The 23,200-nt window shown below is 70.2% G+C and carries 18 protein-coding genes; 10 read left to right on the forward strand and 8 right to left on the reverse strand.

All coding sequences use genetic code 11. The features are described from left to right. Positions 1–26 precede the first annotated feature (26 nt). On the forward strand, positions 27–1,928 hold the full coding sequence (locus tag GUY59_RS26845; protein WP_138202456.1) for a sensor histidine kinase: 1,902 nt from the start codon (positions 27–29) through the stop codon (positions 1,926–1,928). Positions 1,929–2,050: 122 nt separating this feature from the next. On the opposite strand, the gene GUY59_RS47630 is transcribed toward GUY59_RS26845, so the two are convergent. After that, entirely contained in the window at positions 2,051–2,191 is a 141-nt protein-coding gene (locus GUY59_RS47630; protein ID WP_165959647.1) for a hypothetical protein, read from the reverse strand. Positions 2,192–2,584: 393 nt separating this feature from the next. Between GUY59_RS47630 and rho the strand changes: the two genes are divergently transcribed. The 3 genes from rho to GUY59_RS26860 all read left to right on the forward strand — a co-directional run bounded on the left by rho (position 2,585) and on the right by GUY59_RS26860 (position 6,654). Next, entirely contained in the window at positions 2,585–3,688 is a 1,104-nt protein-coding gene (rho, locus tag GUY59_RS26850) for a transcription termination factor Rho (protein ID WP_132333492.1), read from the forward strand. A 23-nt stretch (positions 3,689–3,711) separates the two neighbouring features. Next, positions 3,712–4,743 carry a putative RNA methyltransferase gene (locus tag GUY59_RS26855; protein ID WP_201761369.1) on the forward strand — a complete coding sequence of 344 codons (1,032 nt, stop codon included), beginning with the start codon at positions 3,712–3,714 and terminating at the stop codon, positions 4,741–4,743. 144 nt (positions 4,744–4,887) lie between these two features. Further along, on the forward strand, positions 4,888–6,654 hold the full coding sequence (locus GUY59_RS26860) for a S9 family peptidase (protein ID WP_138202470.1): 1,767 nt from the start codon (positions 4,888–4,890) through the stop codon (positions 6,652–6,654). 127 nt (positions 6,655–6,781) lie between these two features. On the opposite strand, the gene GUY59_RS26865 is transcribed toward GUY59_RS26860, so the two are convergent. Then, positions 6,782–7,975 (reverse strand): PP2C family protein-serine/threonine phosphatase, encoded by a 1,194-nt coding sequence (locus GUY59_RS26865; protein ID WP_138202457.1) that lies wholly within the window; start codon positions 7,973–7,975, stop codon positions 6,782–6,784. Positions 7,976–8,446: 471 nt separating this feature from the next. Here GUY59_RS26865 and GUY59_RS26870 point away from each other — a divergent pair, with 471 nt between their 5' ends. Beyond that, positions 8,447–12,622, forward strand: a complete 4,176-nt coding sequence (locus GUY59_RS26870; protein ID WP_201761370.1) for a HAMP domain-containing protein — start codon at positions 8,447–8,449, stop codon at positions 12,620–12,622. A gap of 3 nt (positions 12,623–12,625) precedes the next feature. Continuing rightward, the gene (locus GUY59_RS26875; protein WP_132339491.1) at positions 12,626–13,255 is read left to right on the forward strand and encodes a response regulator; all 630 of its coding nucleotides are present in this window, start codon (positions 12,626–12,628) and stop codon (positions 13,253–13,255) included. 14 nt (positions 13,256–13,269) lie between these two features. Here GUY59_RS26875 and GUY59_RS26880 read toward each other — a convergent pair whose 3' ends face one another. Both GUY59_RS26880 and GUY59_RS26885 read right to left on the reverse strand, forming a co-directional pair. After that, positions 13,270–14,781, reverse strand: a complete 1,512-nt coding sequence (locus GUY59_RS26880) for an NYN domain-containing protein (protein ID WP_138202459.1) — start codon at positions 14,779–14,781, stop codon at positions 13,270–13,272. A gap of 186 nt (positions 14,782–14,967) precedes the next feature. After that, a complete protein-coding gene (locus GUY59_RS26885; protein WP_161714717.1) occupies positions 14,968–17,307 on the reverse strand; it encodes a sigma-70 family RNA polymerase sigma factor in 2,340 nt (779 codons plus the stop codon). A gap of 143 nt (positions 17,308–17,450) precedes the next feature. Here GUY59_RS26885 and pyrE point away from each other — a divergent pair, with 143 nt between their 5' ends. Further along, the gene (pyrE, locus tag GUY59_RS26890) at positions 17,451–17,984 is read left to right on the forward strand and encodes an orotate phosphoribosyltransferase (RefSeq protein ID WP_138202461.1); all 534 of its coding nucleotides are present in this window, start codon (positions 17,451–17,453) and stop codon (positions 17,982–17,984) included. Here pyrE and GUY59_RS26895 read toward each other — a convergent pair. Together GUY59_RS26895 and GUY59_RS26900 are read right to left on the reverse strand one after the other, a co-directional pair. Beyond that, positions 17,981–18,394 carry a hypothetical protein gene (locus GUY59_RS26895; RefSeq protein ID WP_138202462.1) on the reverse strand — a complete coding sequence of 138 codons (414 nt, stop codon included), beginning with the start codon at positions 18,392–18,394 and terminating at the stop codon, positions 17,981–17,983. The genes pyrE and GUY59_RS26895 overlap by 4 nt on opposite strands. 66 nt (positions 18,395–18,460) lie before the next feature. Beyond that, the gene (locus tag GUY59_RS26900; RefSeq protein WP_138202463.1) at positions 18,461–19,162 is read right to left on the reverse strand and encodes a DedA family protein; all 702 of its coding nucleotides are present in this window, start codon (positions 19,160–19,162) and stop codon (positions 18,461–18,463) included. A gap of 125 nt (positions 19,163–19,287) precedes the next feature. On the opposite strand from GUY59_RS26900, the gene fbaA reads away from it, so the two are divergent. The 3 genes from fbaA to GUY59_RS26915 all read left to right on the forward strand — a co-directional run bounded on the left by fbaA (position 19,288) and on the right by GUY59_RS26915 (position 22,137). Further along, on the forward strand, positions 19,288–20,310 hold the full coding sequence (gene fbaA, locus GUY59_RS26905) for a class II fructose-bisphosphate aldolase (RefSeq protein ID WP_138202464.1): 1,023 nt from the start codon (positions 19,288–19,290) through the stop codon (positions 20,308–20,310). Between the two features lie 34 nt (positions 20,311–20,344). Then, positions 20,345–20,755, forward strand: coding sequence for a DUF3151 domain-containing protein (locus GUY59_RS26910; protein WP_201761371.1), 411 nt, complete (start codon positions 20,345–20,347; stop codon positions 20,753–20,755). 98 nt (positions 20,756–20,853) lie between these two features. Continuing rightward, positions 20,854–22,137 carry an adenylosuccinate synthase gene (locus GUY59_RS26915; RefSeq protein ID WP_138202466.1) on the forward strand — a complete coding sequence of 428 codons (1,284 nt, stop codon included), beginning with the start codon at positions 20,854–20,856 and terminating at the stop codon, positions 22,135–22,137. Positions 22,138–22,147: 10 nt separating this feature from the next. Here the strand turns inward: GUY59_RS26915 and GUY59_RS26920 are convergent, their stop codons facing one another. Further along, complete coding sequence (locus GUY59_RS26920; protein ID WP_138202467.1) at positions 22,148–22,810, reverse strand: hypothetical protein; 663 nt, start codon at positions 22,808–22,810, stop codon at positions 22,148–22,150. Between the two features lie 78 nt (positions 22,811–22,888). After that, positions 22,889–23,200 (reverse strand): GNAT family N-acetyltransferase (locus GUY59_RS26925; RefSeq protein ID WP_161714718.1); only part of this gene is annotated, 312 nt, incomplete at its 5' end.

The following is a 23,200-nucleotide window of genomic DNA, read 5'->3' on the forward strand; positions in this document are numbered from 1 at the left end:
GATCTCATCATGCACCCGGAGGTCGCATGCCCCCCACGCGTGGCCGCCCCATCGCGCTGAAAATCCTGATTCTTCTCCTCGTCCCGCTGCTGTCCCTCGTGGGCCTGTGGGCGTTCGCCGCGGGCCTGACCGGCGGCGACGGCGTCCGACTGCTGGCCATCAACGAGTTGGCCGGCAACCTGGCCATCCCGTCCGAGCAGGTCAACATCCACCTGCAGAAGGAACGGCTCGTCTCGACGCAGTTCCTGGCCACCGGCCAGGGCGCGGGCAAGGTGGCCGAGCAGCGCAAGCTCACGGACCGGACCCTGGACACGTTCCGCAGGCTGACCAAGGCCCAGCAGGACCTGGCCCCCGGCATGACCACGCAGCTCAACGCGCTGAACGCCAAGCTCGGCCAACTGCCCGAGCTCCGTCGCGCGGTGGACGGCGGCACCGTCGGCCCGCTCGACATCGTCGAGGGCTACAGCCAGATCGTGGACGCGTCCTTCCGCATGTACGACGCCATGGTGCTGGTGCCCGACATGGCCCTCTACAAGCAGGCCAAGGCGATCACGATGCTCGGCGAGGCCAAGGACATGCTCTCCAGGGAGCAGGCCGTGATCGCGGTGGTGCTCGCCAAGGGCAAGGTCGAGCCCAGGGAACGGGGGGCGTTCACGGCCATGGTCGCCACCCGGCGGCTGCTGTACGCCCAGGCGCTCAACCACCTGGACGACGAGCTGCGCGGCCCGTACGAGCGGCTGGCCTCCTCGCCGGTCTATCTGGAATTCACGCGCACCGAGGACACCATCCGCGGGCAGCAGACCACCATCAGCCTCCCGCCCACGGCGGCCACCTGGTCCGTGGACGCCAAGAACCTGTGGCGGGCCGTCGAGCGCAACCAGAGCGCGGCCGTCCAGGGCATCACCCAGCGGGTCACGCCGACGGCCATCGGCATGCTGGTCAAGCTGGGCGTGGCGGGCGGCGTGGGCCTGGTCGCCGTCGTGGCCTCGATCGTGCTCTCGCTGCGCTTCCGCAGGCGCCTGGTGAGCGAGCTGGCCGGACTCCGCGACGCGGCCACGGAACTGGCCGAGGTGCGGCTGGCTGCGCTGATCAAGCGGCTGCGCGGGAACGTGGACCCGCCCACGCCCGAGGAGGTGGCGCCGCTGCAGGTCAGAACCAGCACCTCCGAGGTGAGCGACATCGTCCAGGCGTTCAACGAGGTGCAGTCCACGGCCGTCGAGGCCGCGCTGGGCCAGGCCAAGCTGCGGTACGGCGTCAGCCAGGTCTTCGTCAACCTGGCCAGGCGCAACCAGTCGCTGCTGCACCGGCAGCTGCTGCAGCTCGACAGCATGGAGCGGGCCACCGAGGAGCCCGAGACGCTGGCGGACCTGTTCAAGCTCGACCACCTCACCACCCGCATGCGCCGGCACGCGGAGAGCCTCATCATTCTGTCCGACCAGGCGCCGGGGCGCGGCTGGCGCAACCCGGTGGCGGTGCACGACGTGCTGCGCGCGGCCGTGGCGGAGATCGAGGAGTACGAGCGGGTCGAGGTGCTCCAGCCGCCGCCGGTCTCGCTGCTGGGCTCGGTGGTCACGGACGTGGCCCACCTGATGGCCGAGCTGGTGGAGAACGCCACGCTGTTCTCGCCGCCGCAGACCAAGGTGGACGTGCGCAGCTCCAGCACCGCGCACGGCCTCATGATCGAGGTCGAGGACCGCGGCCTCGGCCTGCCCCGCATCGAGCTCGACGAGCTCAACGACCGGCTGTCGAAGGTGCCGGAGTTCGACCTGGCACAGAGCGACCGGCTCGGCCTGTTCGTGGTCGGCAGGCTGGCTTCCAGGCACGGCATCAAGGTCACCCTGGCGCCCTCGCCGTACGGCGGGCTGACCGCGATGGTCGCCCTGCCCTCGTCGCTCCTGGCCGACCAGCCGGTGCTCAGCGGCCGCTGAGGGGCCCGTCAGCGGGCGTCGGATGGCGGGGCCCATGGGGCCCACGGCGTCGCAGACCGGGGTCACCTCCACGCCGGACACGGTGATCGGTCGGTGCGGCACCCGACAAGGCCACGCGTCGTTCAGGCGGCGACCGGCTCGCGCGGGACGTACTCGTTCTCGACGTCGGCGGCGTAGACGGCGCGGCGGCACTGGGCGCATCGGTACATGATCGGGCCCTCGTCGAGCTCGTTGTGGCACCGCGGGCAGTTGACGGTCTTCATGGTGCTCCCCCAGAAGTTCTCTTGGTCCTTATGGAACCCTCATCGAGTTGCGGGCATCCTGCACGCCACTGGATATGACGCCGCTGCGCCGATGGGAGTTGTGCTCTTCGGTACACCGAGCGCGGTAATCTTCCTCGCCCTGCGGTGTGGAGAAGAACATTGTCACGCGTCTACCCGGCGTTCGCCGGTCAAGACACGGGAACAGCCCTGGAATAGTCCAAGGGGGCTAGGCGTTTCATGGGTCAGATGGTGTGGTATGTTCCCACCAAGCGTTGAGCTCAGGCTCCGCTGATCTTCACCCAGTAGCCCCGCCCCGCTTCACGAGGGCCCGGCTCGTCTTCCTTTTCCCGCCGGCCCGTCACGGGTTCGGCGCATTCCCCTGAGGGGTTCATCATGTCTGTGCACACCGTTCCACAGCAGCGTGCCTCCACGTCGGTCCGGCATGTGACCGGCCTTCTGGATGTACGCGAAAAATCCGCATTCATTCGGGCGGGCCACCTGCCGGAACCCGGCGACGTCCGCCTTACCCCCGACAAGATCCGCCAGTACGACCTGCGCCCCGGCGACCACGTCACCGCCGCCTTCGCCGGCAACAAACTGGTCGACGTCGAGTCCGTCAACGGCTCCCCGCGATGGCGGGACCGCCCCCGCTTCGCCGACCTCACCCCCGTCCACCCGACGGAACGGCTCAGCATCGAGACCGAGTCGCTCAGCACACGCGTCATCGACCTGTTCGCCCCCATCGGCAAGGGGCAGCGCGGCCTCATCGTGGCGCCGCCCAAGGCCGGTAAGACCATGGTCATGCAGGCGCTGGCGGCCGGGATCTCCCGCAACCACCCCGAGGTGCATCTCATGGTCCTCCTGGTGGGCGAGCGGCCGGAAGAGGTCACCGAGATGCGCGCCACCATCGACGGCGAGGTCTTCTCCTCCACCTTCGACCACCCCGACCGCGACCACGCCGCCTTGGCCGAGCTGGCCGTCGAACGGGCCAAGCGGCTCGTCGAGGCGGGGCGGGACGTGGTGCTGCTGCTCGACTCGCTGACGCGGCTCGGACGCGCGTACAACAACCTGGCACCCGGCGGGGGGCGCGTGCTCACCGGCGGTATCGACGCCACCGCCCTCTACCCGCCCAAACGCTTCTTCGGCGCCGCCCGCGCCGTCGAGGGCGGCGGCTCGCTCACCATCCTCGCCACCGCGCTGGTCGACACCGGCTCGCGGATGGACAACAGCCTGTACGAGGAGTTCAAGGGCACCGGCAACATGGAGCTGCACCTGACCCGCGAGCTCGCCGAGCGGCGGCTGTACCCCGCCGTCGACCTCGACGCGTCGGGGACCAGGCGGGAGGAGATCCTGCTGCACCCGCAGGAACGGCAGGTCATCTGGCGGCTGCGCCGGATGCTCACGTCGCAGGAGAAACAGCAGGGGCTCGAGATGCTCGTCGGCAAGCTGCGCTCCACCCCCTCCAACGCCGCGTTCCTCCTCGAAGCGAGCGCATGACGTACGTGCACCAGAATGGGCGCATGCTGGCTGACATCGTCGACCATCTGATCTGTCCCGTGTGCCGTACGACGCTGCGGATCGACGCGGCGACGGTGCGGTGCGCGCAGGGGCACACGTTCGACGTGGCCAAGCAGGGATACGTGAGCCTTCTGGCCGGCGGGAGGCCGCCGGGCACCGCCGACACCGCCGCGATGGTGGCCGCGCGGGCCGCCTTCCTGGACGCCGGGCACTATGCCCCTCTCGCCGCCGCGCTCGCGGAGACCGTGCACGCGCACGTGGCACGGCGGGGAAAACATGAGTCCTCCACGGAAACGAATGACGACGCCGGGCCGAGGGCGTACCGTGGGGCGCACATGGAGGCCGGTGACGGCCCGGGGCCGGCCGGCCGCGGGCGCGGGCCGGGCATCGTCGACGGTCGTCGCGCGGAGGGCAGGGCCGCGCCGGTGATCGTCGATGCAGGAGCGGGCACCGGGCACTACCTGGCGGCCACGCTCGACGCGGTGAACGACGGCACCGGGATGGCATTCGATGTGTCGAAGCACGCTGTGCGCCGGGCGGCGCGGGCGCATCCGAGGGCGGGAGCGTTCGTGGCCGACGTGTGGCGGCCCCTTCCGATCCGGGACGGGGTGGCCGACGTGGTGATCGACGTGTTCGCGCCCAGGAACGGGCCGGAGTTCGGCAGGATTCTGCGGCCCGGCGGCGTCGCGGTGGTCGTCACTCCCGCGAAGGCGCATCTGAGCCCGCTGGTCGAGGAGCTGGGCCTGCTCTCCGTGGACGACGAGAAGGAGCGCAGGGTGGCCAGGAGCATGGAGGTGTTCACCGAGCGTGAGCGGCGCTCGGTGGAGTTCGAGATGGAGCTGGCGCACGGTGACATCGCCCGGGTGGTCGGGATGGGCCCCAGTGCGTGGCATACCGATACGGCTACGCTCGATGAGCGAATTGCCGCATTTCTCTCCCGAAACGTCGCGAAAGGACGTCATAAAGTAGTGACCCGCGCGGCGTTTCATCTGTCTATCTACGCGCCCGCACCCCGATCAAGTGCTGTTCCTTGACGGGCCGACGTTACCGATGTTACTGATGGGGCATTTAGTCCGAAATTCCCCCACATTTCCTAAGTATTTCCTCGGCACAGGCGCAATACTGGACGACATCCATCGCCCCGAGGCGAGGGACTTCAGATGGAGGGAGCGCGCCGGATGAAGGCGGAGGAACGCTGGCAGGCCAGGTTCCGGGCCTCGCGTATGACGCTGCCGTCCTGGGCGCGTCAGGCACCCAACCGCTCCATCTACCGTTCCAACGCCACAGGAACGTGGCAGGTCTACGCGTGGGACCGCGTGTCGGGCGCCACCCGCCAGGTCACCGACCGTCCCAGGGGCGCGGTGTACGCCGCCATCGACCCGACGGGCCAGTGGATCTACTGGTTCGCCGACACCGAGGGCGACGAGTTCGGCACGTGGTGGCGCCAGCCGTTCAACGGCGGCCCCGACGAACCGGTCGCCCCCGACGTACCGCCGGGGCAGCCCGGCGGCATCGCCCTGTCCGCGACGGGACTCGCGGCGATCAGCCTGGCCGGCGGTGGCGCGTTCCGCATCCATCTCGTACGCGCCGGCGACCCGTCCACGCTCCTGTACGAACACGCCGAGACCAACTGGGTGACCGACATATCACTCGACGGCTCTTTGATCGCCATCAACCACGGGGAGTACTCCGACTTCCGGCACCCGGCGCTCCGCGTCGTCCGCCCCAACGGCGACACCGTCGGCGAGCTCTACGACGGCCCCGGCAAAGGCGTCATCGGCCTCGGCTTCGCCCCCGTCATGGGCGACCGCCGGCTGCTCGCCCTGCACGAACGCCGCAGCCGCAACGAACCCCTGGTCTGGGACGCGATGACCGGCGAGCAGCGCGAGATCTGGCTGAAGGACTCCGGCGACCTCGCGGCCGAGTGGTACCACGACGGCCGCGGCCTGCTCATCCTGCGCGACGACCGCGCCCGCAGCCACCTGCACCGCTACGACCTCGCGGGCGGCGTGCTGAAACCCATCGAGACGCCGCACGGCGTGATCGACGCCGCCGCCCCACGTCCCGGCGGCCACGTCGAATACTCGTGGTCGAGCGCGTCCCACCCGCCGGTCATCCGGTCCAGCAACGAGCAGGTCGTGGTCAACTCGATCGGCCCGCCCGCCCCGCCGAGCGTCCCCGTGGAGGACCTCGACGTCGAGGGCGAGGGCGGCCGCATCCACGCGCTGGTCTCCAGGCCGGAGGCGGGCGTCGCCCCGTACCCCACGATCTTCCTGCTGCACGGCGGGCCGGAGATGCACGACCGCGACGCCTTCTCCCCCGAGGTCGCGGCCTGGGTGGACGCCGGGTTCGCGGTGGTGCGGGTCAACTACCGCGGCTCGACCGGCTACGGATCGGCCTGGCGCGACGCGCTGCGCAACGACGTCGGGCACACCGAGTTGGCCGACGTGGCCGCCGTGCACAGGTGCGTGGTCGAGCGCGGCGTCTCCGACCCCGGCCGGATGGTGCTCGCGGGCTCGGGCTGGGGCGGCTACCTCACGCTGCTCGGCCTCGGTACCCAGCCCGACCTGTGGACGGCCGGCATCGCCGCGGTGCCGCTCGCCTGCCACCAGACGTCGTACGAGGACGAGGCTGAGAGCCTGCGGGCCTACCACCGGGCGTTGTTCTGCGGTTCACCCGACGAGCAGCCGGAACGGTACGCCGCCAGTTCCCCGATCACCTACGTCGACCAGGTGCAGAGCCCGCTGCTGATCCTCGCGGGCGAGAACGACGCCCGCTGCCCGATGCGCCAGATCGAGAAATACGTCGCCAAGCTGGCCGAGCACGGGCGCGACCACGAGGTCTACACCTACGACGCCGCCGCGGGGTCGCTGCCGGTCTCGGAGCGCATCACCCAGGTCGCCTACCAGCTCGACTTCGCCCGCAAGCATGTCAAACTCCACTGACCATTGACATGTCGTAAGAAGTTGATCGAGCGGGCCACTTGATCGTCGGGCTTCTCCGCTGTCACCATCACGCCACCGCCGAGTCGGGAGGGCGTACTTTGAGCTCCACCTTCGTCACGTCACCGTGTTAGCGGGCGCGCAGCACCACGATCGCCAGGTCGTCGGCGCTCGGCTCGGAGGCGAAATCGGCCGCTCCCCTGCGGATGCGCTCGGCCACCGCCCTCGCCGACAACCCCGCGCACTCGGCCAGCAGCTTGGCCAGGCCGCCGTCGTCGTCGAGCAGCCGCCCGCCGGAGCGCCGCTCGGTCACCCCGTCGGTCACCGCCAGCAGCACGTCACCGTGGTCGAGGCGGACCGTGTCGGCCTCGAACATCACCTCGTGGAAGACCCCCAGCAGCGACTGCGGGGTGGTCACCGCCTCCACCTTGCCGCCCGCCCTGAGCCGCAGCGCCTCCGGGTGGCCCGCCGACACCAGGCGCAGCTCCAGCCCGGTCTCCACCGGCGTGATCTCGCCGTGCAGCAGCGTGAGGAACCTGGCCCGCTCGCCCTCTTCCAGGATCGCCTGGTTGAGCCGGCCGAGCACGGCCGCGACACCGTACCCCTCCCTGGCGAGCAGCCGCAGCGTGTGGCGGGCCAGGCCGGTCACGGCGGCGGCCTCGGGGCCTGTGCCGCAGACGTCGCCGATCGCGAAGCGCCACGACCCGTCGCCCGCCTTGAACAGGTCGTAGAAGTCGCCGCCGACCTCGTTGGCCTCGCCGGCGGGCTCGTAGATGACGCCGTAGTCGAGGCCGGGAACCTCGGGCTCGTTGGGCGGCAGCAGACTGCGCTGGAGCGCGCGGTTGGCGGCGGCCTGCTGGGCGTAGAGCCTGGCGTTGTCCATGGCGAGCGCGGCACGCCTGCCGATGTCCTCGGCGAACTGGGTGACCTCGTCGGGGAAACGGTCGGGCCGGCCCAGGCACATCATGCCGATGCTGCGGCCGCGCGCGGTGAGCGGCACCGCGAGGACGTGCGAGTCGTTCACGTGGAACGCCGAGGTCACCCTGGTGTCGGCGCCGTCGACGTCCATGTCGTCGAGCTGCTCGCGCAGGCCGTCGATCCTGGCCTCGTCGGCGTGCCAGAGATAGACCAGGCGCAGCGGGCCCGTGGCGTTGTCGGAGGTGTAGACGGCGCACCAGCTCGACAACCTCGGCACCACGACCTGGGCGACGATCGCGGGGACCATGTCGGGATCGAGCGTGCCGGCCAGCAGGTCGCTCGCGTCGGCGAGAAATCCCAGCCAGTGGGGGCCTCTGGAACTTTCCTCCAGCCATTCGGCTGCCACTCTGTCCGCCGAGCCAGGTACCGTGATCCTAGCCCAGTGGACACGGGAATCACCCGCGAAGGTGACTCCCCACTCTTCGACATTCGCGGAAGGAGCCTTTGGATCACCCTGGGAGAGGTTTTGCTGCCGCAACTCGACCTGCACCGCATCCCCAAAATGCTTCCAAATCACCTCAAAGGGCTCGTCGGCGACTTGTTCCGCCAAGTCTCCCGCCACCTGCTCCGCGGTGTGGAGCACGCCACTGGTGGCCCACGCGGTCATCACCTCGCGCGTGAACCTCATCGCAGCGGTCACAGCGGTCCCGCCCGGCGCGAACGTCGCAGCGAGCACCGCATGGGGAGAAGCAGTCATCCCAACGTGCCTACCACACTTCCCGTTGACTTGGGGTAAATCCAAGGACAGGACTACGAGCTACTCATCGTGACAGACTTGAATCACTCGCCGGAGCACGCCGCGAGTGAAGGAGGCCCCATGACCACGGCCAAAGCCACGCTAAGCCCGGAGGAGAGGACGTACACCGAGTCGGATCTCGTTCCCATCCTGGAGACACTCTTCTCCTGGCGGGACGGCGACTTCCGACGTCGGGTCCCTCACGCGCCTCCCGGCATACTCAGCGAGGTGCGGCTGCTGCTCAACGAAGTGGCCGACCGGCGCGAGCATCTGTCCAACGAGCTCGTTCGCGTACGCAAGGAAGTCGTCAAGGAAGGGCGCTTCGGCGAGCGGCTGACCCCCGGTCCCGGCGTCGGCGCCTGGGCGGAGAGCGTCGAGTCGGTCAACATCCTCATCGACGCCCTGGTCAGCCCGGTGAGCGGCGCGGCCGACGTCATCGACGCGGTGGCCAAGGGCGATCTGTCACGACGCATCGACCTCGACCGCACCGCGCGCGGCGAGGTGCGGCGGCTGGGCAAGGCCATCAACGGCATGGTCGACCAGCTCGCGCTCTTCAACACCGAGGTGACGAGGGTCGCCCGCGAAGCGGGCACGGAGGGCCGGCTGGGCGGCTCGGCCAACCTGCGCGGCATGTCGGGCAGCTGGCGCGACCTCACCGAGGCCGTCAACACGATGTCGTCCCGCGTGGCCGCGCAGGTGCGCGACATCGCGGTCGTGACCACCGCCGTGGCCAAGGGCGACCTGAGCCGCAAGGTGACGGTCGACGCCGTCGGCGAGATGTTCGAGCTGAAGAACACCGTCAACACGATGGTCGACCAGCTGTCCGGCTTCGCCGAAGAGGTGACGCGAGTCGCGCGCGAGGTGGGCACGGAGGGTCAGCTCGGCGGCCAGGCGCAGGTGCCCGGCGTGTCGGGGGTCTGGGAAGACCTCACCGACAACGTCAACTTCATGGCCAACAACCTCACCTCCCAGGTGCGCAGCATCGCGACCGTGGCGACGGCGGTGGCGCAGGGCAACCTGTCGAAGAAGATCACGGTCGACGCCCAGGGCGAGATCCTCCAGCTCAAGGACACCCTGAACACCATGGTCGACCAGCTGTCGTCCTTCGCCGACGAGGTGACCCGCGTCGCCCGGGAGGTCGGCACGGAGGGCAAGCTGGGCGGCCGCGCCGAGGTGAAGGGCGTGTCCGGGGTCTGGAAGGACCTCACCGACAACGTCAACTCGATGGCCAACAACCTCACCTATCAGGTGCGCAACATCGCCCAGGTGACCACGGCGGTCGCCAACGGCGACCTCACCCGCAAGATCGACGTCGACGCCCAGGGCGAGATCCTGGAGCTCAAGTCGACCATGAACACGATGGTCGAGCAGTTGTCGTTGTTCGCCTCCGAGGTGACCCGCGTCGCCCGGGAGGTCGGCACGGAGGGCCAGCTCGGCGGCCAGGCGCAGGTGCGCGGCGTGTCCGGGGTCTGGAAGGACCTCACCGACAACGTCAACTCGATGGCCAACAACCTGACCTCGCAGGTGCGCCAGATCGCGGCGGTGTCGTCCGCGGTGGCGCAGGGCAACCTGTCCAGGAAGATCACGGTCGACGCCCAGGGCGAGATCCTCCAGCTCAAGGACACCCTGAACACCATGGTCGACCAGCTGTCGTCCTTCGCCGACGAGGTGACCCGCGTCGCCCGGGAGGTCGGCACGGAGGGCCAGCTCGGCGGGCAGGCCCGGGTTCAGGGTGTGTCGGGCGTCTGGAAGGACCTCACCGACAACGTCAACTTCATGGCCAACAACCTGACCTCGCAGGTGCGCAACATCGCCGAGGTGACCACGGCGGTCGCCAACGGCGACCTCACCCGCAAGATCGACGTCGACGCCCAGGGCGAGATCCTCGCGCTGAAGACCACCATCAACCGCATGGTCGACCAGCTGTCGTCGTTCGCCTCCGAGGTCACGCGAGTCGCCCGCGAGGTGGGCTCCGAAGGACAGCTCGGCGGCCAGGCCCGGGTCGAGGGCGTCGAGGGCACGTGGAAGCGGCTCACCGAGAGCGTCAACGAGCTGGCCGGCAACCTCACCACGCAGGTGCGCGCCATCGCCACCGTGACCAGCGCCGTCGCGCGCGGCGACCTGACCCGCTCGATCGCCGTCGAGGCGCAGGGCGAGCTGGCGGAGCTGAAGGACTACATCAACTCGATGGTGGCCAACCTCCGCGAGACCACCCAGGCCAACCAGGAACAGGACTGGCTGAAGTCCAACCTGGCCCGCATCTCCAGGCTCATGCAGGGCCACCGCGACCTCCTCGAGGTCGCCAAGCTCACCATGAGCGAGCTGACCCCACTGGTGTCGGCCCGCTACGGCGCCTTCTACAGCATCGACCCCGAGGGCGACCACGAGCTGATGCTGATCGGCGGCTACGGCGTACGCCCCGACCGGGGGCCGCGCCAGCGCTTCGCGATCGGCGAGGGCATCGTCGGCCAGGCGGCGGCCGAAGGCCGGCACATCATCCTCGACGACGTGCCGCCCCAGTTCATCACCATCGACAGCGGGCTCAGCAGGTCCACTCCCGCGCAGATCGTCGTGCTGCCGATCCTGTTCGAGAGCCGCGTGCTCGGCGCGCTGGAGCTGGCCTCGTTCACGCCGTTCGGCGAGGTGCACCTCGACTTCCTGACGCAGCTCGTCGAGACCATCGGCGTCACGATGAACACGATCATCGCCAACTCCCGCACCGAAGACCTGCTGACCGAGTCGCAGCGGCTCACCAGGGAGCTGCAGGAGCGCTCCGACGAGCTGCAGCGCCAGCAGGAGGAGCTGCGCAGGTCCAACGCCGAGCTGGAGGACAAGGCGGCGCTGCTGGCCAAGCAGAACCGCGCGATCGAGATCCAGAACTTCCAGATCGAGCAGGCCCGCCGCACCCTGGAGGAGCGCGCCGAGCAGCTCGCGGTCTCCTCGCGCTACAAGTCCGAGTTCCTCGCCAACATGTCGCACGAGCTGCGCACGCCGCTCAACAGCCTGCTGGTGCTGGCCAAGCTGCTGACCGAGAACGCCGAGGGCAACCTGACCTCGCAGCAGGTCGAGTTCGCCCGTACGATCCACAGCGCGGGCTCGGCCCTGCTCCAGCTCATCAACGACATGCTCGACCTGTCGAAGGTCGAGGCGGGCCGGATGGACATCCATCCCATCCAGGTGTCGCTGCCGAAGATGGTCGACCTGCTGGAGGCGGCGTTCGCGCCGCTCGCGCAGGACAAGGGGCTGTCGTTCAGCGTCGAGGTCGAGCCCGACGTGCCGCAGGAGCTGCGCGCCGACGAGCAACGCCTGCAGCAGGTGCTGCGCAACCTGCTCTCCAACGCGGTGAAGTTCACACCGCGGGGCGAGGTGAAGCTGCGCATCTCCACCCCGCCCGCCGGGGTGCAGTTCGACGACGACAGCCTGCACGACGCCGACGACCTGCTGGCCTTCCAGGTGATCGACACCGGCATCGGCATAGCTCCCGACAAGCGGGACGTCATCTTCGAGGCGTTCCGCCAGGCCGACGGCACCACGAGCCGCAAATACGGCGGCACGGGTCTCGGCCTGGCCATCTGCCGCGACATCGCGCGGCTGCTCGGCGGCGAGATCCACGTCGACAGTGAGCTCGGCAAGGGCAGCACGTTCACCCTCTACCTGCCCGCCTCCTACACCGGCCCGCTGGCCGCGACCGACGGCGGCGCCGCACGCCGGCAGCTCATGACCAAACCCGCCTCTGAGCCCACGTCGCCGGCTCCCGAGCCCCCGATGCCGCTCGACCTGCCGATGCCCGAGCTGGTCGAGACGCAGACCGAGACGCCCGCGCAGTGGCAGGGCGACGATCCGCTCGCCGGGGCCAAGATCCTCATCGTCGACGACGACATCCGCAACGTCTTCGCGCTGACGAGCGTGCTGGAGCGACATGGTTCCACGGTCGTCTACGCTGAAAACGGCCGGGAGGGGATCGAGCAGCTCGAACGGAACGAGGACGTCGCGCTCGTGCTGATGGACATCATGATGCCGGAGATGGACGGCTGGGCGACGACGTCGGCGATCCGGCGCATGCCCCAGTTCGCCGACCTGCCGATCATCGCGCTGACGGCCAAGGTCATGCGGGGCGACAGGGAGAAGAGCATCGCCTCGGGCGCGTCCGACTACGTGCCCAAGCCCGTCGACGTCGACCGCCTGCTCGAACGCCTGCGCGGCTGGCTCAGCCGAGGACGCGGCTCCGCGTCCGACTCACCAGCCGAAGGGTCGTGATCGATGACCGACCGTGCGAAGATCCTCCTGGTCGATGACCGCGAGGAGAACCTGATAGCCCTCGAGGCCATCCTCAGCTCCCTCGACCTGGTGCCCGTGCGTGCCCGGTCGGGCGAGGAGGCGCTCAAGGCGCTGCTCAACACCGATTTCGCGCTCATCCTGCTCGACGTGCGCATGCCCGGCATGGACGGCTTCGAGACGGCCGCGCACATCAAACGGCGCGAACGCACCAGGAACATCCCGATCATCTTCCTGACCGTCGTCGACAGCGCCCCCGACTACGCCTTCCGCGGCTACGCGGCGGGCGCGGTCGACTACCTCACCAAACCGTTCGATCCGTGGGTGCTGCGGGCCAAGGTGTCGGTGTTCACCGAGCTGTACAACATGAACAAACGCCTGGCCGAACAGGCGTCCCTGCTCAGAGAACGCCTGAGCGGCGAGCTGCCGCCCGGCACCGGCGACCACACGGCGGTGCTCCCCGAGCTGTCGCGCCGGCTCACGGCCGTGGAGGACGAACTGGCCCGGGTGCGCGAGCTGGCCCGCAAGTCACAGGACCCTGCGCTGGCCGCCCCGCTGGCCGACCTGGCCGACCGGGTGAACAGCCTGCGCGCGGGCTTCGACGCCCTGTCCTGACCCTCTTCGGGGGGTCACTGGCGGGCGCGTTCCAGCGCGTCCCAGAAGCCGCGGCGCAGGGCGTGGCGCACCTCGTCGTGCAGCAGGAAGTCGATCGGCAGCGACGAGCCCTGCAGCAGCCGCGCCTCCAGGTCGGAGGGCATGCGCGGCTTGCGGGCCAGCACCGCTTCCAGCCAGAGCGCGGGCGCGTCCCGCGCGACCGACTCGCCGAAGTCGTGCCCTTCCCGGTGCGCGGCCTTGACCGCGTCGGACAGCGTGGTGGCGCCTGCGGTCGAGGCCGACGGGGTGACCGGCGCGGGCTGCGGCCCGCTGTAGGGGCCCTGCTGGTAGCCGCCTGCCGGGGAGGCGTACTGGCCGGTGTTGCTGCCGCTGGTGGGCGACGCGTACTGGCCCGTGTTGCTACCGGTCGTCGGCGACGCGTACTGGCCGGTGTTGCTGCCACTGGTGGGCGACGCGTACTGGCCGGTGCCGGTCGTCGGAGACGGGAACTGTCCGGTGTTGCCGCCCGTCGTGGGCGGGGTGTACTGGCCGGTGTTGCCGCCGGTCGTCTGCGAGGGGAACTGGTTGGTGCCGGGCTGCGCGGCCGGCTGCTGGGGCGGGGGTTGCGGCTCGGGCTGGTAGTTGGCGTACGTCGGCAACGAAGGCGTGGACGACTGGCCCTGCCCCGACGGCGACGGCCCGTTGGACGACGGCTGGCTCTGCGCGGCGGCGTGGCTCCCGGCATGGTTGCCGGCATGGTTGCCGGTGGAGTGGTTGCCCGAGTGACCGCCCGAATGGCTGCCCGCGGCGTGACCGCCCGAGTGGCTTCCGGTGGCGTGGCTGCCCGACGCGCGGTCGCCCGCCGCGTGGTTGCCGGAGGCGTGACTGCCCGACGGCGACGCCTGCGGGAGGGACGGCAGCGCCGGCGTGGAGCTCTGTCCGGGCGGCAGCGAGTGGGTGGCCTGCCCGTTGCTGATCGGCTGGTGGTGCCCGTTGGCCGTCTCGGCGCCGCCGCTGACCATGCTGACGTACGGCCGCAGGTGGACGGCGCCCAGCTCGACCAGGTCGTCGCACTCCTGCCGCAGCGAGCGCGACACGGCCCAGCTGCCCTCTACCGCGATGTGGATGACGCTCACCCTGATGCCGAGGTCCTGCGCGTCGCACACGACCTGCGCGAGGTCCTCGTCACCGCTCAGGACGACCGCGTCGCAGATGGCGTTGTTGCGCGCGAGAGTCATGAGGTCGCGATGCACCTGGGCGTCGACGCCCTCGCGCCGGCCCGGCCGGATGCGTGACAGCCTGAGCTTGAGCCCCGGTATGTCGGCCAGCGCGTCGTGCTCCGGAGTGCGCCGCCCTTCGACGGTCGCTTCGTACCAGTAACACCGCAGCAGCGGCAGGCCGGTGCGCTCGCGCGACAAGCCGGTCATCAGCTGGAGCAGCCCCGGATAATCCCAGGAGACCGCTTCGCGATGACGCGTGCCGTGCACGGCCATCGCGCCATCAGCCAGCAGATAGCCGGCGTCCACGAACAGCGCACAGCGATCCACTGACACCGCCCCTTTCCTGGTGGTCCGACCTTGCTGGCTCTGCACCGTCAGAGACCGGACTCGGCGGCCCTTTCTCAGGGTAATGAAAGCAGGTGATCGTGCGAGGGTTAATCCCGACGATTCGCCCCTCACCCGCCATCGCGCCGGACCACTCAGGCCGACCGTACCATTTTGTCCTGATTATGGTCACGAACGTGCTCGTACGCTTATGGCCGCGACTCCGAAGAGAACGGCGTCCTTGCCCGTGGCGATCGTCAGCCCCGGATCGGCTCCGAGTTCGGCGCTGAAGGTGTCGACATCGACACCGAACGTCATCTCCGCCACCCCGGCCGACGACCCGTCGAAGACGTTCGCGGCATCGCGGTCACCGCCCGACGGGCGCAGCGCGCCGGAGCCGAGCGAGACCTTGTCGCCCTTGAGATCGGCGTCACCCTCCCACGCCACCAGTGCGGCCCTGGCGGGGGTGCCGGCGGGGCGCAGCCCGCCCAGCGGGAGGCGCACCCGGCGGGCGCGCCCGCCCACCACCGTGGCCGCGTCGAGCACCATGGCCTGGCTGTACGGCTGCGCCGGATCGGCCACGACCAGCACGAGGCTCCACCCCGCGTGGCGTGAGGCCCCTTGTTCCATGGGAGCGTCGGCCGCCCACCACACGCCGGTCTTGCGTGCGCCCGCCGCCAGCCCCGTGACGTCGGCGAACGCGTGGTAGACCGGGCCCTGAGGCAGCTCGCGCACGGCCACGTGGCTGGGCCGGATCGTCGCATATTTGCGCCGCCCCGGCGGCCTGAACTTGATGGGCCCGGTGCTCGACCCGCCGGCCGACCAGTAGAGCCCGGCCCACACGATCCTGCCGCCCTTCGGCAGCGACACTTTGGCCCCGCTGGAGGCGAAAGTGCCGAGCTCGCCGTCGCGGTCGACCACCGCCATCGGCCAGAGGTCGTTGTCACGCCTGCCGCCGTCGCGACGCCGGGCCTGCTCACAGCCGGGGCTCTCCTCGTAGCAGCTCAGCAGCGCGTTGCCCACCGCCTTGACCGTCACCGTGCCGTCGGCGGCGAACCTGGCGGGAGCACCCGTCGCGCGTACGCCCTCGCCGCCCCTCGCCTTGACCCGCAGCGGGCCCGCGTCGATCCGTGCGGCGGGGCCCGTGCCGCGCGGGGCCCGCTGGGCCACCGCCACCCGCAGGAAGACGGCCGTCGCCCGGCCCGCAGCCAGCGGCTCCCTGGTGCAGCGGGCGCCGCCCAGCGAAGGACGGCACTCCCAGCCGTCCGCGGGGCCCACGACGGCCGGGCTGCCACGGCGGGCGGGCGGCATGAGCGTCACGCCGGGCGGCAGGGTCACGTGCGCCGTCAGGTCTTCGCTCGGCCGTTCCCCGTGGTTGCGCAGCCGCAGGCCGACGATGCCGGGGTGGGCGCGTACGAGTGCGCCGAGCACGTCGACGGTGGCGCGCAACCGCGCCGTGCCCTCGGGCGTCTGCTCCACGCGGGGCGGCGGCACCCGTTCGGGCTCCCCTCCCCGGGGCGGCACCTCGCCGGGTTTCTCGTGGGGCGGCACCCGTTCGGGGTCGCCGTGGGGCGGCACCCGCACCGCTCGTACGGGCTCCGACGGCCGGGCGGCCACCGTCGCGGTCGACGGTGTGCCGTCGGGCTCCCCGTCGGCGCTCTGCCACAACGACGCCGCCGCGGCGACTGTGAGGGCCACGCCCGCGACCAGCACGACGGGCTGCCGGCGGCGCGCCCGCCAGAGCCGGCGGACGGCCGGGGGCAGCCCTCCCGCCCCGTCGGCCGGCTCCGGCCTGGCCAGCGCCGCCGCGTACCGGCCGAACATGGGCCCCGCGATCAGCGGCCCCACCAGCACCCGCAGCCCGCGGTTGACGTCGGTGAGCTCCAGGATCACCCCGTGGCACTCCTCGCAGGCGTCCACGTGCCGCTCCACGGCCCGCGCGTCGCGCCTGGTCAGCCCGCCCCTGACGTACGCGCCCATCTTGCCCAGCACGGGCCGGCAGTCGTGCGGCGGCGCGGCGCCGAGATGCATCTGCAGGTACGCCCGCCGCAGCCCCTCCCTGGCCCGGTACGCCAGCGCGGCCACGCCGTTGGCCGACAACCCGAGCAGCGGCGCCACCGCGGCAGGCTTGCACCTTTCCACCTGCGTGTGCCAGAGCACCGCCCGCCAGCGCTCGGGCAACGACAGGTACGCCCTGGCGATCAGGGACCGTTCCAGCCCGGCGAGCGCGGGATCGACGAACGGCACCTCCGGGTCGTACTCCTCGACCTCGCCCGCCTGGCTGCCCGCCAGCTTGGAACGGTCGTGCACCGTACGCCGCACCACGGTCAGCAGGTAGGTGCGGAAGCCGGACTCGGGCCCGCCGCCCCTGCCCACGAGGTCGAGGATCTTGGTGAACGCCTCGGTGACGACGTCCTCGGCCTCGGCCCGCCGGACGAGCTGCCGGGCCATGGCGCGGGCCGCGGCCACGTGCCGCTCGTAGAGCCGCCCGTAGGCGGCGGCATCGCCCTGCCGGGCGGCCTGTAGCAAGCTTGCATCGCTTTGCGGCAATTCGACACCCATGATCGGCCTCACGATTACGAAGGGTTGCCCCGCGCATACATTCCGCATTACCTGTCACGGCTAAACCGGCTGCGGGGAGGCGATCACGGGCGGGCCATAAGCTTGGGCGCATGACGGATCGCGACAACCTGCTGGCCGAGATCAAGAGCAAGGCCGTCGTCCACGGCAAGGTCACGCTCTCCTCGGGCAAGGAGGCCGACTTCTACCTCGATCTGCGGCGCATCACGCTCGACGGCGTGGGCGCGCCGCTCGTCGGCAGGGTGATGCTCGACCTGACCGCCGACCTGGAATACGACGCGGTGGGCGGGCTCACGCTGGGGGCCGACCCGGTGGCGGGCGCCATGTTGCACGCGGCCGCGGCGCGCGGGCGCACGCTCGACGCGTTCGTGGTGCGCAAGGCGCAGAAGGCGCACGGCATGCAGCGCCGGATCGAGGGGCCGGAGGTGAAGGGGCGGCGCGTGCTGGCCGTCGAGGACACCTCGACGACGGGCGCCTCACCGCTGACGGCCGTGGAGGCGCTGCGGGAGGCCGGGGCCGAGGTGGTCGCGGTGGCGACGATCATCGACCGGGGTGCCAGGGAGCGCGTCACCGGCGAGGGCCTCGACTACCGCACTGCCTACACACTCGCCGATCTGGGGCTCTAGCCGGGCTCCCGGACGGTGAACGCCTCCCTCTTTCCGGCGTCGCCCTGCTCGCGCGGCTCGCCGTTCTCGGTGACGCGCACCGTGCCCGCGTCGCTGAGCACCACGTCCAGCTCGGGCTCGAAATAGTTGAGCTCCTCGCCCTTGGTCATCTCGTGGTGGTAGAGCACGTCGCCGCCCGGCACGCGTACGGTGACCGTGGGGCAGGTCTCCGCCTCGCACAGGAGGCGGAGAGTCGGCACCCGCGCGGTCGCGTCGGAGGCCGGGGCGGTGGCGAGGCCGGTGGCCGGGGCGGAGGCGCGCTCGCGTTCAGGCGCCTGCCCGCCCGGCGCGAGGAGCAGCGCGCGGCCGCCGATGACCAGCAGGGTCAGCACGGCTCCCGCCGCCAGGACGGTGAGGGCTAATCGGGCCATGCCCATCGGATCTGACCTGTGGCGTCCCACAGGGGGAGCGTACAGCCGAATGATCCGCCGTCGGGGCTAGTGGCGGCCGTTGGTGACGCGGTGCTTGCCGCTGGAGACGGCGGCGACCTTCTCACCTCGGCGCTTCTTGATCACCTCGACGATGATCGGAATGATCGAGACGAACACGATGAGAAAGACGCCGGGCAGAATGTACTTGTCGATCTGCTTGGGATCGACCTCCCTGCCGAGGGCGTTGCCGAGCAGGATGAGACCTTCGGTCCAGACGATGCCGCCGACGACGTTCCACACGAGGAAACGTTTGGCCGGCATCTCCAGCACGCCCGCCACCGGGTTCATGAACGTGCGGACGATCGGCACGAATCTCGCCAGCACCACCGCCTTGGCGGGGCCGAACTTCTCGAAGAACTCCTCGGCCCGCAACACGTGCTCGCGCTTGAACAACCGTGAATCCGGCTTGTCGAACAGCCTGCGGCCGAACCGGGCCCCCAGGAAATGCCCGAGCTGGGCGCCAGCGATCGCGCACAGCGGCGTGCCGATCAGCAGCACGGGCAGCGAAAGCGGTGTGATGCCCATTCCCTGGGCCACCGCCGCCGAGCTGAAAATCCCCGCGGCCACCAGCAGCGAGTCGCCGGGCAGGAAGAAGCCGAGCAGCAGCCCCGTTTCGGCGAAGATGATGGCCAGGACGCCGACCGTGGCGAATGCGCCGAGAATCGTGAGCCACCACGTCGGGTCCAGAAGATTCCAAAGCCAGTCCACCCGGAGAGCCTACCTGTAGTGGAGGGGCGCAAAGTGACCAATGAGGTCGCGTTGTCTCTACCACGCGGGGTAGGGAGCCGGGATACTGGGCTCGCGCGAAGCCGTTACTTTCAGGGAGATGAATCATGCCTATTGCGACTCCAGAGGTCTACGCCGAGATGCTCGACCGGGCGAAGGCCGGCGGATTCGCCTACCCGGCGATCAACGTGACCTCATCGCAGACGCTGAACGCCGCTCTGCGGGGCTTCGCCGAGGCCGAGAGCGACGGGATCGTGCAGGTCTCCACCGGCGGCGCCGACTTCCTGTCCGGCACCACGGTGAAGGACATGGTCACGGGCGCGACGGCGCTGGCCGAGTACGCCAGGGTGGTGGCCGCGAAATATCCGGTCACGGTCGCGCTGCACACCGACCACTGCCCGAAGGACAAGCTCGACGGCTTCATGCGGCCGCTGATCGACATCTCGCTTGAGCGGGTGGCCAAGGGCCTCGACCCGCTGTTCCAGTCGCACATGTGGGACGGCTCGGCCGTACCGCTCGAGGAGAACCTCGAGATCGCCAAGGAGCTCCTGGACAAGTGCGCCAGGGCGCGGATCATCATGGAGATGGAGATCGGCGTCGTCGGCGGCGAGGAGGACGGCGTCGTCGGCGAGATCAACGAGAAGCTCTACACGACCGCCGGCGACGCGCTGGCCACCGCCGAGGCCGTGGGCGTCGGCGAGAAGGGCCGCTACATGCTGGCCGCCACGTTCGGCAACGTGCACGGCGTCTACAAGCCGGGCCACGTCAAGCTGCGGCCGAGCGTGCTGAAGGAGATCCAGGACGCGGTCGGCGCCAAGTTCGGCAAGGACAAGCCGTTCGACCTGGTCTTCCACGGCGGCTCCGGCTCGCTGCTCGAGGAGATACACGAGGCCATCTCGTACGGCGTGGTGAAGATGAACGTCGACACCGACACCCAGTACGCCTTCACCAGGCCGATCGCGGACCACATGTTCCGCAACTACGACGGGGTGCTCAAGGTCGACGGCGACGTGGGCAACAAGAAGACCTACGACCCGCGCTCCTACGGCAAGGCCGCCGAGGCGGGGATGGCCGCCCGCGTCGCGGAGGCGTGCCGGAGCCTGAAGTCGAGTGGGACGAAGATCTCCTAGCCACTTCGGCGGCCCGGCGGGTATGACTTGTCCTATGGATAACCTTCTCGCCGGGCCGCCCCCGACTCACCTGCCGGACCTGCCCGAGGCCAGGGAGGCGCTCGAAGCCGGGGCCAAGGCCTCCGACGTGGCCGCCCGCTTCCCCTCCTTCCCCACGGCCTGGGCTGTGCTCGCGGAAGAGGCCTTCGCCCAGGGGCACGCCGTCACCTCATATGCCTTCGCCCGTACGGGCTACCATCGCGGGCTCGACCAGTTGCGCCGCAACGGCTGGAAGGGCCACGGGCCGATCCCATGGGAGCACGAGCCCAACCGGGGCTTCCTCCGCTGCCTCCACGCGCTGTCCAGGGCGGCTCAGGCGATCGGCGAGAAGGACGAAGCCGAGCGGTGCCTGCAGTTCCTCAAGGACAGCACGGAAACGGGTTACGACGCGCTGACCCAGAGCTAGCCCTTGGGACGAATAACCACGTTCGGGTAGTCTCTCCACGCAAGAGCCCCTGTCGCGCTTGCGCCAGGGGTTTCGTTTTGTGCTCGGGAGACTGAACCATGCCGGCTGCCGTACTCGTTGGTGCCCAGTGGGGCGATGAGGGCAAGGGCAAGGCCACCGACCTGCTCGGTGGCGACGTCGACTACGTCGTCCGCTATCAGGGTGGCAACAACGCGGGTCACACCGTGGTCATCGGAGACCAGAAATACGCGCTGCACCTGCTACCGACCGGGATCCTGTCGCCCGACGTGGTGCCGGTCATCGGCAACGGCGTGGTCATCGACCCCGGCGTGCTGCTGGGCGAGATCGACGGGCTGGCCGAGCGGGGCATCTCCGCCGAGCGGCTGCTGATCTCCTCCAACGCGCACCTGATCATGCCCCACCACAAGGCGCTCGACAAGGTCACCGAACGGTACCTCGGCAAGGCCAGGATCGGCACCACGGGGCGCGGCATCGGGCCCGCGTACGGCGACAAGGTCGCCCGCATGGGGGTGCGCGTCCAGGATCTGCTCGACCCCGGCATCCTGGCGAAGAAGATCGAGGTCGCCCTGACCGAGAAGAACCAGGTGCTGACCAAGGTCTACAACCGGCGCGGCATCGACCCGGCGGCGGTCGTGGAGGAATACCTCGCCTACGCCGAACGCCTCAAGCCGCACATAGCCGACACCTCGCTGGTGCTCTCGAAGGCGCTCGACGACGACAAGTTCGTGCTGCTGGAGGGCGGGCAGGGCACGCTTCTCGACCTCGACCACGGCACCTACCCGTTCGTCACGTCCTCGTCGCCCACCTCGGGCGGCGCGTGCGCCGGGGCCGGCATCCCGCCCAACCGGCTCACCAAGATCATCGGCATTCTCAAGGCGTACACCACCCGTGTCGGCTCCGGGCCGTTCCCCACCGAACTCACGGACGACATGGGCGAGTGGCTGCGGCAGACCGGCGGCGAGTTCGGCGTCACGACCGGCCGCGATCGCCGCTGCGGCTGGTTCGACGCGGTGATCGCCCGGTACGCCACCCGCGTCAACGGCATCACCGACTACTTCCTCACCAAGCTGGACGTCCTGTCGGGGCTGGAGCGCGTACCGGTGTGCGTGGCGTACGACGTGGACGGGGTCCGCCACGACGAGATCCCCATGACGCAGACCGACTTCCACCATGCCACGCCGATCTACGAGGAGTTCCCCGGCTGGCAGGAGGACATCACGGGGGCCAAGGTCTTCGAGGACCTGCCGCCGAACGCGCAGGCGTACGTCAGGACGCTGGAGGAGATGAGCGGCGCCCCGATCTCCGCGATCGGCGTCGGCCCGGGCCGCGACCAGACCGTCGTGGTCAGACCGCTCGTCTAGCCCTCCCGCCTCAGCCGGGCTTGGGGGTGGGGACCCCTTCGCCCGGCCGCGGGAACATGCCGTCGGCCCCGCAGTTCACCGCTTCGGCGTATGCCTTGGAGAGGGCGGGGTTGCGGTCGACGAGGCTGTCGAGGTCGGGGCCGTCGGTCTTGAGCGCGGCCACCAGCTTGGAGACCTGGCGCACCTTCTTGCCGATCCCGTCGTAGTCCTTCTTGTTCTTGACGCGGTGCCGCTCCACCTTGGGCAGCATTCTGCGCAGCGCGCCGTGATAGCCGGCGACCATCTCGGCGCCCCCTTCGGCCGGTCCAGGTCCGGCCTCCTCCAGCAGGTCGGCTGAGGCCCGGGTGGTGTCGGCGACGAAGTCGAGGTGCGAGGCCATCTCCAGCAGAGCAAGGGCCGCGAAGTCCCCGGCGACTCGATCGGGAACGCTGTCATCGAGGACCTTCGTCGAAGGAGCCTTGGGCTTGTCGCGGAACAAGCGGGTCGCGGCGCAGACCCGGTCGATCCAGGGGACCAGGTTCGGCGCCGCCGTCGTGGGCGGGGCCGGCGAGGCCGCGGACGGCCGGGCCTGCGTGGCGGCGGAGGGTTCAGGCGTCTCGCCGGACGCGCAACCGGCCATCCCGAGGGCGGCGACGAGCGTGATGGACAGGCCGATGCGCGGTTTCTGGCCCACTGGTGACTCTCCTGCCTCGCGTTGCCGTCGGTCTCTTTCTAGCGGGTCAGGTTCGGGACGGGTCCCCGTACCGCGGGATCAGACGGTCAGGACCGCGGCCGTCATCGGGGTGTGGACGGTCCAGCCGAGGGTTTCGTACAGGGCCCTGCCCTGCGCCGTGGCGACCAGGATGCCCTGGCGTGCGCCCGCCGAGGCGGCGGCCGAGGCGAGGGTGCGCATGATGACGGTGCCGAGGCCACGCCGGCGGTGGCGGGCGGCCGTCTCCACCTGGTCCACGACGGCCGTCCCGCCCGTCGGCGCGAACTGGCCTCGGGCGGCGACCTCGCCGGCGTTGGTGAGTACGCGGGCCACCGTGACGCCGGCCCTGGTCGTGACGGCCGGCGTGTAGCC

This window comes from Nonomuraea sp. K271, assembly GCF_009908215.1.
In the GTDB taxonomy this organism is placed as follows: Bacteria; Actinomycetota; Actinomycetes; order Streptosporangiales; family Streptosporangiaceae; genus Nonomuraea; species Nonomuraea longispora.